The organism is Streptomyces sp. NPDC033216, from assembly GCF_055577115.1.
Genome location: NZ_JBVIQK010000049.1, coordinates 1 through 18,685 on the forward strand (window position 1 = coordinate 1; position 18,685 = coordinate 18,685).

Here is an 18,685-nt window from a genome sequence, read left to right on the forward strand (position 1 = left end):
GACAGCGTCTCACCACGCACCGGCCCCCCACGACCACTCCACTCCCCCAACACCCGCTCACGCTCATCCCGCGCCAGCACATCGATCCCACCGAGGGGGCGTCCCGGGTCCTCGACGACCGTCTGGAGCAGGCGCAGCCAGCGCTCGACCATCGTCACGACAGTGCCCGGATCGTAGAGGTCTGTGGCGAATTCGACGACACCAGCGATCCCGGCTCGGTCTTCCGCTTCGCCGTCCTCCTCCACCAGGTCGAAGTGGAGGTCGTATGGGGTGCGGCCCGTGTGCGCCTCCACGAGATCGACCTGGAGGCCCTGGAGTTCGTACCGCCGCTCCGCCGCCGAGTCCAGCGACAACATCACCTGGAACAGCGGATGATGTGCCGACGACCCGGTGGGGTCGAGCATCTCGACCAGGTGCTCGAATGGAACGTCCTGGTGTGCGTACGCGGTGCGTGTCGTGTCACGCACCCGGTCCAGGAGTGCCGTGAACGACGGGTCGCCGGAGGTGTCCGTGCGCAGCACCAGCGTGTTACCGAAACGCCCGACCGCCGCTTCCTGAGCATGGATACGGCCCGGAACGGGGTGGCCCACGGATATGTCGTGGCCGGCACCCATGCGGGTCAGCAGGGCCGCGAGTCCCGCCTGCAACACCATGAACAGGCTGGCTCCGGAGGCGTCGGCCAGCTGCACCAGCCGTGTGTGCAACCCCGCGTCGATCTGCACCGGTATGCGGTCACCACGCTGGGAGGCGTGGGCGGGACGCGGCCGGTCGGCAGGGTGGTCGATCCGCTCCGGAAGCCCCTCCAACTGATGTTTCCAGTAGGAGGCCTGGTCTTCCACCGCGTACGTCGTCGCACCGCTCTCGTCGTACCGAAGAGGCGAGCGTCCCGTGTTCTGGACGGGGGCCTCCGGCCGGCTCGGGGTCCGGCCGGCGGTTCGGGCTTCGTAGGCCGAGGACACGTCCTGCCACAGCCGTTTCAGGGACCATTCGTCGACCGCGATGCGGTGGACCACCACGACGACGAGGTGTTCCTCAGGACCCGTGGTGAACAGATGGGCACGAATGGGCAGGTCGACGGTGATGTCGAAGGGCTGGGAGACCGCCTCCGACGCCGCCTCGTGCTGCTCCGTTCCGGTGTCGTGCACCTGGAGAACGGTCCGGGTCCGCGACGAATGCACGACCGTCCGCTGCGGACTGCCCGTCGTGTCCGGGTACACCGTCCGCAGTACCTGGTGCCATTCGACGACATCGGCGAACGCCTGGTCGAGTGCCTTGACGTCCAGTGGTCCGGTGAGCCGTAGCGCCAACGGCAGGTTCTGGACGGAGCGGGCACTTTCGATGCGGTTCAGCAACCACGACCGGTGTTGCGCGGAGGTCAGCTCCGCGGTGTTCGGCCTCGCGGCGCGGTCCGGTGGCGCGGCCCGCACATCCATGGCCGGATGCCCGGCCTCCGACTCGGCTTGCGGCACTCGCTCCCCTTCTCCGTCATGGCTCGCCCGTACGTTGTGCGTGGAATCAGACATGGTTACCTCTCCTGGCGCATGCTCCGCGCCCAGCGGCGGTGTCACGAGAACGGACGTCGTGAAGGCTCGGCAGCAAGTTCGTTCGCGGTTCCGGTGGTTTTGGTGCGTCGGCCGCCGTGGCTCCGGCAGCGGATCTCCACGAGTTCCGCTGCGTAGGCCTTCAGTAGCTGGTGGGCGTGGAATCGGCCCGGTCGGTGTTCGTCGACGAGGTGTGCTCGCGCCAACTCGGCCAGTGCGGTCCGCGCGGAGTGCTCCGGTATGCCGGCGAGCTCCGCGGCCGTGTGCGGAACGAGGTCGGCGTCGGGGTGGACACCCATCAGTCGGAACAGGCGGGCGGCCGTGGCTCCGAGCAGGTCGTAGGACCATGAGAACTTCCGGCGGAGATCCAAGGAGGTGTCCCCGTTGCCGAAGGCGTCGAGACGTCCTCGGGCGTCGTGCAGCTCCTGGGCCAGGACCGAGAGCTGGATCCCCGGGCGCATGGCGGCCCGGGTGGCCAGAGCCGCCAGGGCGAGTGGCAGTCCGGCGCACCAGGAGACGATCTCGTCCACGGCGACCGGTTCCGCCGCGAGGCGCGCGGCATCGACTCGACGGGCGAACAGCGCGCGCGCTTCAGCGGCCGCGAGCGGGGCGACAGTGACCGGCTGCGCTCCCTCGAACGCGACGAGGCCCGCGAGCTGGTCACGGCTGGTGACCAGCACCATGCACTTCTTCCCGCCCGGCAGCAGCGGGCGCACCTGTTCCGTGTGCCGCGCGTTGTCCAGAACGACGAGTACGCGACGGTCGGCCAGCAGAGTGCGGTACAGGCCTGTCTGCGCGTGCAGACCGTGCGGCATTCGCTCCGCCGGCACACCGAGTGCGCCGAGCAGGTAGGTCATCGCCTGCTCGGGTGCCAGGGCCGATCCCGCGGGGCCGAAGCCGGCGAGATCTATGTGGAATTGGCCGTCGGGGAACCTGTGGCGCATCCGGTGTCCCCAGTGCACTGCCAGTGCGGTCTTGCCCACACCGGGAATGCCCGACAGCACCGCGACCGTCCCCGCGTCCGCACGCTGCGCCGAACCGATCAAGAGCTGGTCCAGGCGGCGCAGCTCCGTCTCCCTGCCGGAGAAGAGAGGCAGGTCGATCGGCAGGTGGGCCGGCACCGCCTCGTCGGCGAAGCCCGTGGTCGGCGTCGCATCGTGGTCATGACCTACGGCTGCCCATCTGGGAGCCGTGATCTGCCCGGCGATCGCCCGTACGTCCGCGGACGACCCGTTCCCGGCTTCACCCGGTCCGGAGAGGCCCAGTCCCCGACCGGGCCGTGGCCGCCGCGACTGTCTCCCGAAATCCCTGCGCGCATGCCCTTCGAGCCCGAGCGCATCCGCCAGCAGCCGGACCGAAGCCCCGTGCGGGGACGCCACCCGTCCGCGTTCGAGATCACGAATGGTCCGTACGCTCAGCCCGGATCGCTCCGCCAACTGCTGCTGACTCAGCAGCGCGCTGGTGCGCAACTGTCGCAGCAGTACACCGAAAGGCCGGTCCGCCCCACTGCCTCCCCACACCAGGGGCGTCACCACCGCCGGCGATAAGTTCATGGACACGGGGGGTCCCTTCGTTCCTCCGCCCCTACGGGGCGGTCTTCTCGCCATGCCGTTCGACGACCTGGACGGCGGGGTGCGCGCACGCCGTCACATGCCGCGCCCGACTCAAGCCCGGCATCGTTGTCCTCGGTGACAGAATCCGGCTCGGCGTTCGGCGGCAGCATCGGTGATCGCCACAGTTACGCCACGCGTACCGGGCCGCGCCGAGTGCCCGCACCGGGACCGACAGCCGGCGTTCGGCTGGTTGCGCGGCATTCGTCCACGCATCCGTCGTCCGGGCAGGGGCGCCGCACGACGCCCCTGTCCAAACGGGTCTGGAGGCTTGTCCGGCAGTCAGGTGTGCGCGGCCTCCCCGTCCGTTCCGCTGGGCATCCCGGCGCCGGCCGGCCGCCGCCCGCAGAGCAGTGCCACGGAGCCCGCGGCCCCTACGATCATGATGCCCACCACCTCCCGGAAGCTCAGCGCCGCCACGAGTGCGGAGCCGACGCCGACCGCGACGGCCTGAGGAACGGTCAGACAGAGGTTCACGGCCGCCTGCGTACGGCCCATCAGGTGCTCGGGGGTCGCAGACTGAGCAGCCGTGGCCAGCCCGATGATGGTGGCCGGGATCCCGGCACCGGCGATGACCAGACCGGTCATCACGGCAGGGACCGTGGGCAGGAGCAGCAGCCCCGCACCCGCGCCGAACAACACCGAGCCCGTCATGACGACGTGCCTGGGGCTCATCTTCCTGATCAGAACCGCGCCCACCACGAAGGAGCCGGCCAGGTTGCCGGCCGCGAACACGGTTTCCAGTAGCCCCAGGAACTGGGGCGGGCGGTGAAGCCCGTGCTCGATGAGCGCGTAGAGCATCGGCTGGAGCAGACCGAGGACGGACGTCAGGGCGATCAGGGCCCGCAGCAGGCGACGGATCTCCTCTTCTGCGCCCAGATGCCGGAACCCGGCGGTGACTTCAGCGCGCCATCCGTGCGGGCGTCTCCGTTGTCGCTCTTCGTTCACCCGCAGGGAAAGGAAGGAGCCCGCCGCGGCCACCAGCAGTGCGATGTTCACCAGGGTGAACACCCGGCCTCCGGACCATGCGAGCAGGCTCGCTCCGAGGAGCGGGGCGAGCAGGGTCACGGTGGCACGGAGACTCTGACTGAGAGCAGCCGCTGGGCCGAAGTCGTCCTTGTTCGTCAGCATCGTGCGCAGCAGAGCGCTCTGCGCCGGACCGAGCACCACGGACGCGAGTCCGTAGAGAGCGGCGACGCAGTACACGAGCCACGTCTCGGACGATCCGGAGACCAGGAGGAGCGGGACGGATATCAGAGCGAGACCGAGGTTCGTCATGACGAGGATCGGCACTCGCCGGATCCGGTCCGCGACGAATCCGCCGAGCGGCAGGAGCAGCATGGGCAGCGTGTAACTCAAAATGACGAGGCCGGCCTGTACACTGCTTCCGGTCAGTTCCTTGACCCAGATCCCCAGTGCGACGAAGACCGTGTTGTCACCGAGCGTGGACAGGGTCTGCCCCATCATGTACGCCCTGAACTCCCTGCGCGCGAGCAAGGTGCGCATCCGACGACTCCTCAGACGTGGGTCAGCGCGGCGAGTACCGCGTCGTTCGCCGCGGTGTCCCCCACCGACAACCGGATTCCCTCGCCCGGGTAGTGGCGCACGGCGACTCCCGCTCCCGCCAGAGCGCTCTGCGCCCGGTCCAGCCGATCGGCGTCGTTCAGCCAGAGGAAATTGGTATGACTGCGCGCTACGGACCAGCCCCGGCGGATCAGCTCGCTCCGGACCCGTTCACGCTGTCCCACGATGTCGGTGATCCGTTCTCTGACCTCCCGTTCCGCCGCGAGCGCGGCCGTGACGCCGGCCAGCTGGAACTGTGCCATGGCGAACGGTATTTGATGCCGCCGTACCCGACGCACGTGGTCGGTGGACGCCAGGGCGTAGCCGACGCGGAGCGCGGCGAGCCCGTGGGACTTGGAGAAGGTGCGCAGCACCACCAGGTTGGGCCACAGGTCCAGGCGCGAGCGGGGATCGCTCGGCGGGTCATCCTGGGCGAAGTCGATGTAGGCCTCGTCCAGGATGATGGTGACGTCGGGCGGGACTTGTGCGAAGAAGGCTTCGAGTTCGGCCCACCGGAAGAAGGTTCCCGTGGGGTTGTGCGGATTGCACAGGACGATGACGCGGGTTCTCGTACTGATCCGCTCGGCGAAGCCCGCCAGATCGTGCCGTCCGTCCTTTCCGAGCGGGACGGAGGCCGGCTCGGCACCGGTCATCTCGCAGAGCATGGGATAGAGGTCGAAACCCGGTGCGGAGAGCACCACGCCGTCCCCGGGACGGACCAAGGCGCGGAACAGGTCGTGGGCCACGCCACCCGCCCCGTGGCCCACGATCACCGTTCCCGGATCCACGCCCTGCCAGTCCGCGATCAGCGTGGTCAGCCGGTCCGGACGGAACTCCGGGTACCGGTTGACGTTCGCGATCATGTCGCGGAGTCGGGTCTGAACGCCGGCGGGTGGGGTGAACGGGTTCTCGTTGTGTGCGAGCGGGTGAGCGGGCTCGCGGGTGTCCATCAGTCGCTCTTGAGGACGTAGAGCCAGGTCTGCGGCGTGTCCATGGCTTCGACCCGGGCGATCCGCATACCCGCGGCGGTGAACAGCTCCTCGTACGTCTCCCGGGTGTGCAGCGGAATCCCCATCATCGCGTGCGCCAGTTCGAAACCCAGCGAGAAGAGCGGGAGTTTGTCCTCACGCGCGGCGGGCGGCCGGAGCATCGTGTCGGCGAAGACGAAGGTGTGCGCTTTGGGGAAGGCCTCGCGCATCCTGGGCATGATGTGCGAACGGGTCTTCGGGTCGGCGAGCAGGTCGTGCAGCAGGAGGAAGCTCATCACGACGTCCGCCTCACCCACTACCGCCGGTGGACGCGCGCTGGTGCCCAGCAGGTTGAGCACATCGCCCTGCACGGCCTGGACGCGGTCGTCGAGCCCCGCCTTGCGGATGTCCTGCTGAGCGATGAGGGTGGCGGCTTCGCTGATGTCGATCCCGAGGCCCCGGGTGCCGGGCCGGCCGCCCACGACCCGCTGGACGCGCGCGGACGTCCCGCTGCCCAGGTCGGCGATGGTGTCGAACTCGATGTCCCCCAGGACGCGCTGGAGCTGGTCCGCGAACATGGACACGTCGGCCTGGGCCGATCCGCGCGCCACCATCGCCTCGTCACGGCGGATGTCCTTTGCGTACTGGACGGTACCGGAGCTCAGGCTCCCGGCGTGGCCGAAGACTTCGTTGTAGCCACCGACGGCCCAGGTGAAGTAGCCACGTGCACGCGCGACGTCACGTCCGGCCTCGGTCGGCCGAAACACACCCTGCTCGGCCTCGAGGTAGCCGCAGTCGACAGCCGCCCGGAGTACAGCCAGACCGCGGTCCCGGTTCTCACCCAGCTGCCGGTCGAGGTCTTCGCCGTACAGCGCCTCACCACGCTCCAGGCGATCGAGCAGTCCCATGCGCTCCAGGGCGAAGATCACGTTGGCGGCTATGTAGCCGTTGTAGGCCTCTGCCGGCATGACCGGTGTGGAGGACAGGCCACGCCACTGCTCGGGTATTGAAATGTTCATGTTCATCTCCAGACTTCTAGAAGCCGGGTCGGAGACCCGGAGAGGGGTGACGCGGCCGGTCACGGGCTTCGGGCGGCCCGCTTGCCTGGCTCCCGTCATCGGTCCAGCACGTAGCCGTCGCCGGGTCGGTGGGAGCGTGAGGAACGCAGATCGGCGTGTACGAAGGTGCGCTGGAGCCAGCGGTCCCGGCCGTCGTAACGCGGCTGGAAGGAGGTCCGCCCGTGCAGGCACACGCGGTTGTCGACGATCGCCAGGTCGCCGGGCAGCAGCTGGACGGTGCGGGACACAGCGCCGAGGGCCGAGGAGAGTTCGGTGAGCGCGGCCCGGGCGGCCGGATTGAGGCCCTTGGTGGCGGCGAAGTCCACTCGGATGTCGGGGTCCGCCATGTCGCCGCTCAGGACGCGGTGTTCCAGAGCAGGGCCGCCGGCGGAGAAGGACGGCGGTGGCGGCGTGGTGAACTGCGGTTGCGCGAGGAGGTCCCGTGTCCGGGCGGGCAGCAGGTCGAGGGCCTCACGGACCGAGGAGGTGCTGAGTCCGGCGACACCCTCGTGGTCGGAACGCAGGCACAGCAGGAGCACGTAGTCCGGACGGTGCACGTGGAAGGCGTTCTCGCTGTGCAGCATCAGGTCCACCGATCCGGTGTTGCCCTGCACCTCTTCCTGGCCCGGTACGGGTACGACGTCCTGTACCAACGCGCCGCGCTTCTCCGCCTGGAACGCGATGGGCTCGCCGAGGCCGCACGCCGTCATCATCAACTGCGCGGCCGGCGCGCTGGTGGTGCGCTGAGTCGACCCGCGGACGATCGGAGTGGGCGGTAGCTCCCCGTCGTCGACCGGAAGTCCGCGCGCGATCAGTACGCCGCTCCGGCCGGCGCTGCGGCGGAACTCGCGTATCGAGGACCGGTACCTCTTCGGCAGGTCCTCCCAGGCCTCCCGGGCAGCTGCCACCCAGGAGTCGTCGATCTCGCGCGAGACCCCTAGCAGAGCCTCGGAGACACGCTGGATCTGCGCCGATTCCGTCGCCGATACGGACAGGACAGGACCGTGGTGCGCAAGTTGAACTGCGTTGGGCATGGATCCTCCGTGATGAAGGGGTTCAGGTAGCGGACGGGCGGTCGGGCGGAGGCGTCGGCTATCGCAGCCTCTGGGCAAGCACGCTGCCGATCACCGACGCGTTGTTCGCCTGCATCATGTCGCCGTGCGCGCAGCGGACCTCGTGGCATTCCAGATCACCGGTGAGGTAGGGCCGCCAGGTCTCCGCCAGCTCCGGTTCGTTGCTGAGGGCCGCGGTGAACAGCACGACATCACCCTGATAGGTCCCGGGCGTGTGTGTGCCCGCCAGGTCGGCATGGTGGACGAACGTCCGGCCGAGGCCGTGCAGCAACTCCTCCCCGAGACCGGCCAGCGGTCCGTCGCCGGAGGCGGCCAGTCGCGCGAAATCGCTCGTGTCCAACGACTCGCCCGGCGCGAGTGTCACCTCGTGGCCGACGGAGGCGAGGAGCTGGACCATGCTGTTCGTGGGGCTGAGGTCCTCGCGCACGCTGCTGTCGAGCGGGTAGCCGTCCAGGAGGGCCAGCAGGGTGACCTCTTCGCCGCTGTCCTGGAGGCGCACCGCCATGGCGTGGGCGACGAGTGCGCCGAACGACCAGCCGAGCAGTTGGTACGGCCCTGTGGGCTGTACGGCACGGATCTGTTCGACGTAGTCCGCGGCCATGCCTTCCACGCTCTTCGCCAGGCTGCCCCCGGTGTCGAAGACCGGGGCTTGCAGAGCGTGCACGGGCTGCTCGGCGTCGAGCGAGTCCAGCAGGGCGGAGAATACCCAGCCGATACCGGCCCCCGGGTGGACGCAGAACAACGGAGTGCGCTCGCCCTGCGCACGCAGCGGGATCACATTGGCCGGCGGTTCCCGGCCGTCGTCCGCCCCGAGTCGCGCGGCGAGCCCGGCGACGGTGGGTGCGCTGAAGAAGTCCCGGATGCCAAGGTTCGCCCCCAGGGCGGTGTTCGCCCTGGACACCAGACGGGCCACGAGCAGCGAGTGCCCGCCGAGGTCGAAGAAGTCGTCGTCGACACCCACGGTGGGCAGGCCGAGCAGCTCCGCGAAGAGCTCGCACAACACCTTCTCGGCCGGCGTGCGGGGTGCAACCCCCCCGGTCAGGTGCCGGTCCGGCCGCGGCAGCGCCTTGCGGTCCAGCTTGCCGTTCACCGTCAACGGCAGCGACTCCAGCACGACGACCGCCGAAGGCACCATGTACTCCGGCAGCATCCGCTTCGCGTGCGTCCGTACCACAGGCCCGAGCTTCCCGGGATCGAAGGCGCCCCCCGTGACCTGGGCGACCGGAACGACGTAGGCGACGAGCCGCTTGTCGCCGGGGACGTCCTCGCGGACAAGTACGGCGGACTGCGCCACCAGCTCATGGCCGGCCAGCACTGCCTCGACCTCACCCGGTTCGATGCGGAATCCGCGGATCTTCACCTGGTCATCGGCACGCCCGACGAACTCCACCACGCCCTCGGCGGTCCACCGGGCCACGTCACCCGTGCGGTACATCCGCTCACCGCCCTCGGCGAACGGGCACGCGACGAACCGTTCCGCGGTCGCTCCGGGACGTCCGAGGTAACCCCGCGCCAGACCGGCGCCGGCCACGTAGAGCTCACCCGGCACTCCGGGTGGCACCGGCTGCAGCGCGGCATCCAGCACGTACACACGGGTGTTGTCCATGGGCCGCCCGATGGGCAGCACCTCCCGGACCGCCTGGGGGTCCGTCACGGCGATCTGCGTCACACACAGGGTCGCCTCGGTCGGCCCGTAGGTGTTGCGCACCACCACGTCGGGGACCCGTCGCAGCACCTCACGCACCGCCCCGGCCGGCACCACGTCACCGCCGGTACTCACCTCGTGCAGGCCCGCGAATGCTTCGGCGTCCTCCTCCGCGATGACCCGGAACAACCCGGCCGTAAGGTGGACGTGGGACAGGTCGTACCGCTTCACCAGGCCGCGCAGTACGCCCGCGTCGAAACCACCCTCCGGTGCCACGACCACCCGGCCACCCGTCAGCAGCGGGACCCACAACTCGTACGTCGACGCGTCGAACGAATGCGGCGCACGCAGCAGCCCCCGCACGACGCCGTCGAACTTCCAGCACGCGTCCCGCACCAGGTCCGCCACATCCCGGTGCGTCACGGCGACGCCCTTGGGCGTACCCGTCGAGCCCGAGGTGAACATCACGTACGCCAGTTGGTCGGGCAGGCATTCCGTCGCCAGGTCCTGCCGGTCACCGCCACCGGCGCCCACGGCAGCGCCGCCGGCCTCCGCATCGACGCGCACGGACGAACCGCCCGCGTCCGTGAAGTCGCGCACGGCCGACAGGCCCTCTGTCGCGGCGTCGAGCAGAACGAGACGCACCCCGGCCTGTGCGAACACCTGTCGCATACGCTCCGCGGGCGTGCCCGCGTCCACCGGCACGTAGGCACCGCCGGCCTTCGCGACCGCCAGCAACGCCACCACCAGATCCACCGACCGGTGCATCACGACACCGACCAGCGACTCCGCCCCCACGCCACGACCGCGCAACAGCCTCGCCAGCCGGGTCGACCGCGCGTCCAGCTCCGCGTACGGCACCTCGGCGCCATCGGACACTACGGCCACCGAGTCCGGCGTACGGGCCACCTGTTCCGCGAACAAGGACACCAGCGTCGTGGTCTCCATCTGCCGACCCGTGTCGTTCCACTTCGCGACGACCATTTCCCGCTCCCGCTCACCCATCACCGGGATACGGCTCAGTGGTCGGCCGGGCTCGGCGGCAACCGCCTCGAGGACCAGGGCCAAGCGCTCCACCATGCCCTCCGCGGTGCCCTGGTCGAACAGGTCCGCCGCGAACAACAGACCACCTGCGAGTCCGGCCGGCCCGCCGTCCGCACCGAACGCCTCGTTGAAGCTGAAGTCGAGGTCGAACTTGGCCGGCGGCACACCGGGGTCGAACGGCTCGGTTCGCATGCCCGCCAGCCTCACCGCATCGTCCTCACCGGCGTTCTGCAGACTGACCATGATCTGGAACAGCGGGTGCCGGCTCATCGAGCGGGTCGGCGCCAGCTCCTCCACCAGGCGCTCGAACGGCACGTCCTGGTTCTCGAACGCCTTCAGCCCCTGCTCGCGCACCCGGCCCAGGACGTCCACGAACGACGGGTCACCCGTCAGATCCGTCCGCAGCACGAGTGTGTTGACGAAGAAGCCGACCAGCTCGTCCAGCGCCTCGTCCGTGCGCCCGGCCACCGGGGTGCCCAGGGGAATGTCCGTTCCCGCACCCAGCCGCGACAGCAACACCGCCACGGCCGCCTGCAGCACCATGAACATCGTCACGCCCTGCTCTCGCGCCAGGCGCACCAGGCCCGCATGCACCACCGCGGATACGTCCATGAGGGCCACTCCGCCCACGTGGCTGGCGATCGCGGGACGCGGCCGGTCGACCGTGAGCGCGAGTTCCTGCGGCGCGCCCTCCAGAGCCGTCCGCCAGTAACCCACCTGTTGGGCGAGCACACTGCGCGGATCACTCAGCTCACCCAGCAGTTCACGCTGCCAGATCGCGTAGTCGGCATACTGAACCGGCATCGGCCGCCAGAGGGGTTCCCGGCCCGCGCACCGCGCCTCATAGGCCGTGGACAGGTCTCTCCACAACGGCCCCATGGACCATCCGTCGGCCGCGATGTGGTGCACCGTCAGTACGAGCACATGCTGTGCGCGGTCCGGCAGTGTCAAGAGCGTGGCCCTGACCGGAACCTCCGCCGACAGGTCGAACTCGTAGGACGCCGCCCGGCCGACCCACTCGGGCCAGTCCTCCTGCGGAACGTCCGCGACCTCGAGTTCGATCCGCACGTCCGCCGCCGGCACGACCCTCTGCGACGGATGGCCATCGGCCACCGAGTAGACCGTCCGCAGCACCTCGTGCCGGACCAGCACGTCCCGCACCGCCTGCCGGAGCGCGGCGACATCGACCGCGCCGTTCAGCCGCAGCGCCACCGGGATGTTGTACGTCGCCCCCGGCCCCTCCAACTGCCCCAGGAACCACAACCGCTGCTGCGCGAACGACAAGGGCACGGATCCCGACCGTTCCACCGCGACAACCGGTGGCCGCACCACACCGGAACCGTCCAGCCGTTTCGCGATGCCGGCCACCGTCCGCGCCTCGAACACCACCCGCAACCCGATCTCCGCGCCCAGAGCCGTGCGGATCCGGCTGACCAACCGCGTCGCCAGGAGTGAATGCCCGCCCAGGTCGAAGAAGCTGTCGTCGACCCCCACCTCGTCCACGCCGAGCACCTCGGCGAAGACCGCGCACAGGATCTCCTCCCGCAGCGTGACCGGCCTCCGGCGTGCGACCGAGACCGAGTAGTCGGGCTTCGGCAGCGCCTTGCGGTCGAGCTTGCCGTTCACTGTCAGCGGCAGGGACTCGAGCACCCCCACGGCCGATGGCACCATGTACTCCGGCAGCATCCTGGCGAGTCGGGTCCGCAGGGCGTTCACGTCCACCCCCTGCTCCGATGCGGGCACCACGTACGCCACCAGGCGGTCCCCGTCCTGCACGGTCGCGGCTGCGGCGGCGACCTCGGGCTGCGCGGCCATCAACGCCTCGACCTCGCCCAGCTCCACCCGGAACCCGCGCACCTTGACCTGATCGTCGGTGCGGCCGACGAATTCGAGCCGTCCGTCGGGGCGCCTGCGCATCAGGTCACCAGTTCGGTACATGCGCTCGCCGGGCCGGCCGAAGGGGTTGGCCACGAACCGGGTCGCCGTCACTCCGGGCCGGCCCAGGTAGCCACGCGCGAGCAGGTCGCCGGCGATGTGCAGTTCACCCACGACCCCGACGGGCGCGGGATGCAGGTGGGTGTCGAGGACGAACCACCGGGTGTTCCAGATCGGCGTGCCGATCGTCACGCCGCCCTCCTCCACGGAGTCACCGGGAGCGATACGGAACTCGGCGCAACCGACCGTGGTCTCGGTCGGCCCGTACTCGTTGACGACCGTCACGCCCGGATGCCTGGCGCGCCAATCGTCCAGTGCCGCCCCGAGCAGCAGCTCTCCGCCGAGGACCAGTTGCCCGCTCGGTGCGTAATCCTCGGGCAGCACTCCGAACAGGGAGAGGTGGGAGGGTGTGGCCTTGACGAACGTCGGCTTCCGCACCGCGGCGGGGGCGGCGGCGTCCAGGTCCACCAGGTGGACTTCGCCCCCCGATGTCAGCGCCCCCCACAGTCCGGTCACCGTGAGGTCGAAGGCGATGGGCGAGTGCACCAGTGCGCTGCCTGCCATCGCCGGGTAGGCCTGCCGCGCCCAGGCCAGGTAGAGGGCGAGTGACCGGTGCTCGATGACCACGCCCTTGGGCTCACCGGTGGACCCCGAGGTGTAGATGACGTAGGCCGGGTGGGAGGGGCTCGTCGGGGCGGTGCGCTCAGCCGGTGCGAGGTCCTCGTCGCTCCGGTGACTCACAGCGGTCACGGTCTCAGGCGCGTCCAGCAGGAGCCAGGCGGTGTCCGGGAGGCCGTCGGCGGCTTCGGTCGTGGTCAGCGACAGGGTCGGGGCCGCGGCCCGCACCATCTGGGTCAGACGGTCATGGGGCTGGGCCGGGTCGAGCGGGAGGTAGGCGGCGCCGGTCTTCAGGACGGCCAGCAGTGACACCACCATGTCCGGCGTTCGGGGCAGCGCGACCGCGACGTACTTCTCGGGGCCGACGCCCCTCGCCACCAGGTGCCGGGCGAGCCGGTTGGCCCGGGAGTTGAGCTCACGGTAGGTCATGCGGGAGTGGCCGGCCACGACCGCGATGTTCTCGGGAGTGCCCCTGGTGATCTCCTCGATCAGCTCGACGACGTTCCCGGCCGGTGCGTCGACCGCGGTGTCGTTCCAGGCCGTCAGCAGCTGGTGGCGTTCGGCCCCTTCCAGGATGTCCACGCTGCCGACTGATCGCCGCGGGTCGGCCGACATGGCCTCGAGCACCCGCACGAAGCGCCGCGCGATGCTCTCCGCCGTGGCATGGTCGAAGAGGTCGGCGGAGTACTCCAGGACGCCTTCCAGGCCTGCGGGTGCACCGCTGCCGTCGAACCGTTCGGCGAAAGCGAAGGAGAGGTCGAACTTGGCTACGTCGATCTCCAGCGGCTCTTCCCGGCTCGTGACGCCGGGAAGCAGCATCTCGCCCTCGGCGTTGTTGAGGAACGTCAACATCACCTGGAAGAGCGGGTGACTGGCCGTGGAGCGCGTCGGGTTGAGCACCTCCACCAGTCGTTCGAAGGGAACGTCCTGATTCTCGTACGCGGCCAGGTCGGCCAGCCGGACTCGCTCCAGGAGATCCAAGAACGTGGGGGAGCCGGAGACATCGGTGCGCAGAACCAGGGTGTTCACGAAGAATCCGACGAGGTTCTTCAGCGCTTCCTCGGTCCGTCCGGCGATCGCGGTGCCGATGGGGATGTCCGTACCGGCGCCGAGGCGGTTGAGCAGGGCGGCTATCGCCGTCTGTATCACCATGAAGACACTTGCCCGGCGTTCCACGGCCAGGTCGAGCAGCTTGGCATGCAGAGCGCTGGGGATCTCCACGTCGATCATGGCGCCGCGGTAACTCGCGACGGCCGGCCGGGGACGGTCGTACGGGAGCTCCAGCTGTTCCGGCAGGCCGGCGAGGGTCTCTTCCCAGAACGCCAGTTGCCGTGCCGCCAGGCTGTCCGGGACCGTCTCGTCGCCGAGCAGATCGCGCTGCCACCGTGCGTAGTCGGCGTACTGAATCGGAAGGGGTTCCCAGTCCGGCTCCGATCGCGCGAGGTGTGCCCGGTACGCGACGGTGAGATCGCCGAGGAGCGGAGCGATGGACGAGCCGTCCGCCGCGATGTGGTGCAACAGGAGCACCAAGACGTGCTCGTCCTCGGCGATCGTGAACAGCCATGCCCTGAACGGCGGGTCGACCGTGATGTCGAACGCCCACCGCACGACGTCGTGCAGGGCGCTGCGAAGAGCTGCCGGGTCGGGGGTGGCGCCTGTCTCGAGCACGGGTCCGATGTGCTCGGCCGGCAGAATCCGCTGGTAGGGCTTGCCCTCGTTCGAGGAGAACACGGTACGCAGCGGCTCGTGGCGGACCACGAGGTCGCCGAGCGCGCGTTCGAGAGCCGACACGTTCACGGCGCCGTCGAGCCGGAACGCCATCGGCGTGTTGTACGTGGGGCTGGGCCCCTCCATGCGGGTCAGGAACCACAGCCGCTGCTGGGAGAACGACAGCGGCACGTGTGACGGACGTGCCGTGGGCCGCAGCGCCGGGCGTGACGGCGCCGGCGCCTGTGCGGCGGCCAGGTGATCCACCAGTGCCGCGACAGTCGAGTGCTGGAAGAGGGCGCGGACCGACAGCTCGATGCCCAGGTCGGACCTGATGCGGCTGGCGAGCCTGGTGGCCAGCAGCGAGTGACCGCCGAGCCGGAAGAAGTCGTCGTCGATGGTGACCCGCTCCAGGCCGAGCATCTCGGCGAACAGGCCGCAGAGGATCTCTTCCCGTGGGGTGCGCGGGGCCCGCCCCGTTCCGGTGGAGGAGAAGTCGGGAGCCGGCAGCGCCCTGCGGTCGACCTTCCCGTTGGCGGTGATCGGCAGTCTCTCCAATGCGATCACGGACGCGGGGACCATGTACTCCGGCAGGCGTCCGCCGGCGAAGTCGTGCAGTTGGCCGGTGCTCACGTCAGGGTCCGCCGCCACGTAGGCGACGAGGCGCTTGTCGCCGGACGGGTCTTCGTGCACGATGACGACGGCCTGGCTCACCGCGGGATGCTCACCCAGGGCGGTCTCGATGTCGCCTAGTTCCACCCGGAACCCGCGGATCTTCACCTGGTCGTCCGCTCTGCCGACGAACTCCAGGACGCCGTCGGCGTTCCGGCGAGCCCGGTCACCGGTCCGGTACATGCGCCCCCCGCGCCCATCGAACAGGCAGGGGACGAAACGCTCCGCCGTCAGCCCGGCACGGCCTACGTAGCCACGGGCCACACCCGGCCCGGCGATGTACAACTCACCGACCACACCCACCGGGACCGGCTGGAGGAACTCGTCCAGCACCATGACCCGGGCGTTGTCCAGTGGACGTCCGAGGGGGACCGTGGCGGGTACCTCGTCCGCGCTCGTCATGGAGTGCCAGGTCTTCATGACCGTCGTCTCAGTGGGGCCGTAGACGGCCACGACCTTCGTCTGCGGGCACGTCCGCAGCAGGGTGCGGACCGCCGCCGACGGCACGACGTCACCACCGGTCCACACCTCGCGGACACCCCGGAAGCTTTCGGGTACCTCGGAGGCCAGGATCTGGAACAGGCCGGACGGAGCCTGCACGACGCTGGGCCGCAGATCGGCGGCCGTGGAGACGAAGGTGGTGATGTCCAGGGGTCCGGGGGGGCTGACCACGATGGCACCGCCCGTCACCAGGGGCGGCCAGATCTCCGACGTCGAGGCGTCGAAAGCGCTCGGTGAATGGAGGAGGACGCGCTCGTGGCTGCCCTTGCGGAAGTCGTGGTTGCCGAGCAGGTCGATCACGTTCCGGTGTGTGATGCCGACACCCTTGGGGGTGCCACTGGATCCCGAGGTGAACATGATGTGGACGAGCTGGTCCGGGTGGACGACGACGCCGGGACTCCGGGTGTCCGGGCCGTCTCCGGTCGGCTCTTCGTCGATGTCGGCAACGTCGCACGGGCTGGTCCAGGCCACGGGATGAGTCCGGTGGGCCGCGTCGATCAGGAGGAGTGACGCCTTCGCGTCCTGGAGGATGGTCTCCAGCCGCGCGAGCGGGTAACGGTTGTCCAGAGGCACGTACGTGCCACCGGCCTTGGCGATGGCCAGCATCGCCACGATCTGTTCCACGCCGCGGTCCATCAGGATCGCCACAGGGTCCTCCGCGGAGATCCCCCTGGCGATCAGCCGGTGGGCCAGTCGGTTCGCGCGGGCGTCGAGCTCGGCGTAGGTGAGGGTCCTGGCGCCCGTGGTCACGGCGACAGCATCGGGGGTCGCTTCGGCCTGCTCCTCGAAGAGTCGGTGGACGCCGCCCTCGGCGACGGCGTCCGACGCGGTACCGCTCCAGTCGACCAGCAGCCGGTTGCGCTCCGCTGAGTCGAGGATGTCGATCACGCCGAGGGACGCGTCGGGGCGGTCCGCGACCGCCGTCAGGATGCTGTTCAGCCGGCGGGTGATGGTGCGCACGGTCTCTTCTTCGAAAAGGTCCGCCGAGTAGATGACCGTCGCGTCCATCCCCTCGGGGGCACCGTCGTCCGCGTGCTTCTCGTCGAAGGTGAAGTTGAGGTCGAACTGCGCCTTGTACTCCGCCGCCGGTTCCAGCCGTCCGTGCAATTCCGGAACGGTTCTCCTGAATGACCGGTTGTTGAGGTTGATCACGGTCTGCACCAGGGGATGACGTGAGGGCACCCGGCCCGGATTGAGGTGCTCCACCAGGCTTTCGAACGGCGCCTCCTGATGTGAGTACGCCTGGAGGTCGACGGCCCGTACCCGCCTGAGCAGCTCCGCGAACGAAGGGTCACCCGAGGTGTCCGTGCGCAGCACCAACGTGTTGACGAAGAAGCCCACGAGGTCCTCGAGCGCCTCCTCGCCCCGCCCGGACACCGGCGCGCCCAGCACGATGTCGTGTCCCGCGCCCAATCGGGTGTACAACGCCGCCACGGCCGCCTGTATGACCATGAACATGCTGACCCGGTACTCGGTGGCCAGCTGTGCCAGCCTCGCGTGCACGCCGGCCTCCACCTCGAAGTGCACGGTGCCGCCACGGTGCGAGGGCACCGCCGGCCGGGGCCGGTCGTAAGGCAGCGCGAGCTCGTCCGGCAGCCCGTCGAGAACCTGACGCCAGTGCCTGAGCTGACGCGCCAGCAGACTGTCCTCGTCGTCGGCCGACCCGAGCAGCTCCCGCTGCCAGACCGCGTAGTCGGCGTACTGGACCGGCAGCGGGTCCCACGCGGGTGTCGTGCCCCGGGTCCGCGCCTGGTAGGCGGTTCCCAGATCCCTGAGCAACGGACCCAGCGATCCCCCGTCGCTCACGATGTGGTGCAGCAGTAGCACCAGCACATGGACACCGCCGGGCTCGGAGAAGAGCCACGCCCGCACCGGGATGTCGGATGACAGGTCGAACACCCAGGCGGCAGCTTCCCGGACCGCCGCCCTCAGCTCCGCCTCGTCACCGCACTCGCGTATTTCCAGCGCCGGAGAAACCGCGTCCACCTCCAGTACCTGCCGGTACGGACTCCCGTGCACCTCGGGAAACACCGTCCGCAGACTCTCGTGCCGTGCCACCACATCGCCCAGCGCCGACTGCAGAGCCGCCGCGTCCGCCGCACTGTCCAACCGCACCACCATGGGCGTGTTGTACAGCGCGCTGGCCCCCTCGAACTGCTCGATGAACCACAACCGCTGCTCCGCGAACGACAAGGGAACGACGTCAGGTCGCCGGCCGGCCAGCAACGCGCGCCGGTTCTCGTCCCTTCGCTCCAGCAGCCGGGCCAGCCCGGACACGGTCGGCGTCTCGAACACCGCCCGGATCGGCAGATCCGCGCCGAGTGCCGACCGTATGCGGCTGAGCAGACGCGTCGCCAGCAGCGAGTGTCCCCCCAGGGCGAAGAAGTCGTCGTCCACGCCGACGCCAGTCACACCCAGCACTTCACCGAAAAGGTCACACAGGACCTGTTCCTCCAGTGTGCTCGGCTCGGTTCCGGCCCCGGCGGCGCCGTCGTGATCGGGCACGGGCAGTGCCTTGATGTCGAGCTTCCCGTTCACCGTCAGCGGCAGCGCGTCCAGCACCACCACCGCTGAGGGGAGCATGTAGTTCGGCACGCGCCGGGCGGCGAAGTCCCGGACCGCCGTGACAGTCGCGGCGTCCTGGGTGCGGTCGCTCGGAACGATGTAGGCGACGAGTCGCTGGTCGCCGGGGCGGTCCTCCCGCGCGACGACGACGGCCTGGGCGACACCCGGGTGGCTTTCGAGGACCG

Annotated in this window: 7 protein-coding genes; all 7 read right to left on the bottom strand. The window is 69.6% G+C overall.

Annotated features, from left to right (window positions below; all coding sequences use genetic code 11):
- Window positions 1-1,523 (bottom strand): condensation domain-containing protein (locus ACZ5Y0_RS36420; RefSeq protein ID WP_469132917.1); only part of this gene is annotated, 1,523 nt, incomplete at its 3' end.
- A gap of 41 nt (window positions 1,524-1,564) precedes the next feature.
- Window positions 1,565-3,094 carry a helix-turn-helix domain-containing protein gene (locus tag ACZ5Y0_RS36425; protein WP_469132918.1) on the bottom strand — a complete coding sequence of 510 codons (1,530 nt, stop codon included), beginning with the start codon at window positions 3,092-3,094 and terminating at the stop codon, window positions 1,565-1,567.
- Between the two features lie 339 nt (window positions 3,095-3,433).
- Entirely contained in the window at window positions 3,434-4,657 is a 1,224-nt protein-coding gene (locus ACZ5Y0_RS36430) for an MFS transporter (protein ID WP_469132919.1), read from the bottom strand.
- 11 nt (window positions 4,658-4,668) lie between these two features.
- The gene (locus ACZ5Y0_RS36435) at window positions 4,669-5,664 is read right to left on the bottom strand and encodes a pyridoxal phosphate-dependent aminotransferase (RefSeq protein ID WP_469132920.1); all 996 of its coding nucleotides are present in this window, start codon (window positions 5,662-5,664) and stop codon (window positions 4,669-4,671) included.
- Window positions 5,664-6,701 (bottom strand): methyltransferase, encoded by a 1,038-nt coding sequence (locus ACZ5Y0_RS36440; protein ID WP_469132921.1) that lies wholly within the window; start codon window positions 6,699-6,701, stop codon window positions 5,664-5,666. The genes ACZ5Y0_RS36435 and ACZ5Y0_RS36440 overlap by 1 nt, the downstream gene beginning before the upstream one ends.
- A gap of 95 nt (window positions 6,702-6,796) precedes the next feature.
- Entirely contained in the window at window positions 6,797-7,774 is a 978-nt protein-coding gene (locus tag ACZ5Y0_RS36445) for a TauD/TfdA family dioxygenase (RefSeq protein WP_469132922.1), read from the bottom strand.
- Between the two features lie 58 nt (window positions 7,775-7,832).
- On the bottom strand, window positions 7,833-18,685 hold a 10,853-nt coding region (locus tag ACZ5Y0_RS36450), incomplete at its 5' end, for an amino acid adenylation domain-containing protein (protein WP_469132923.1).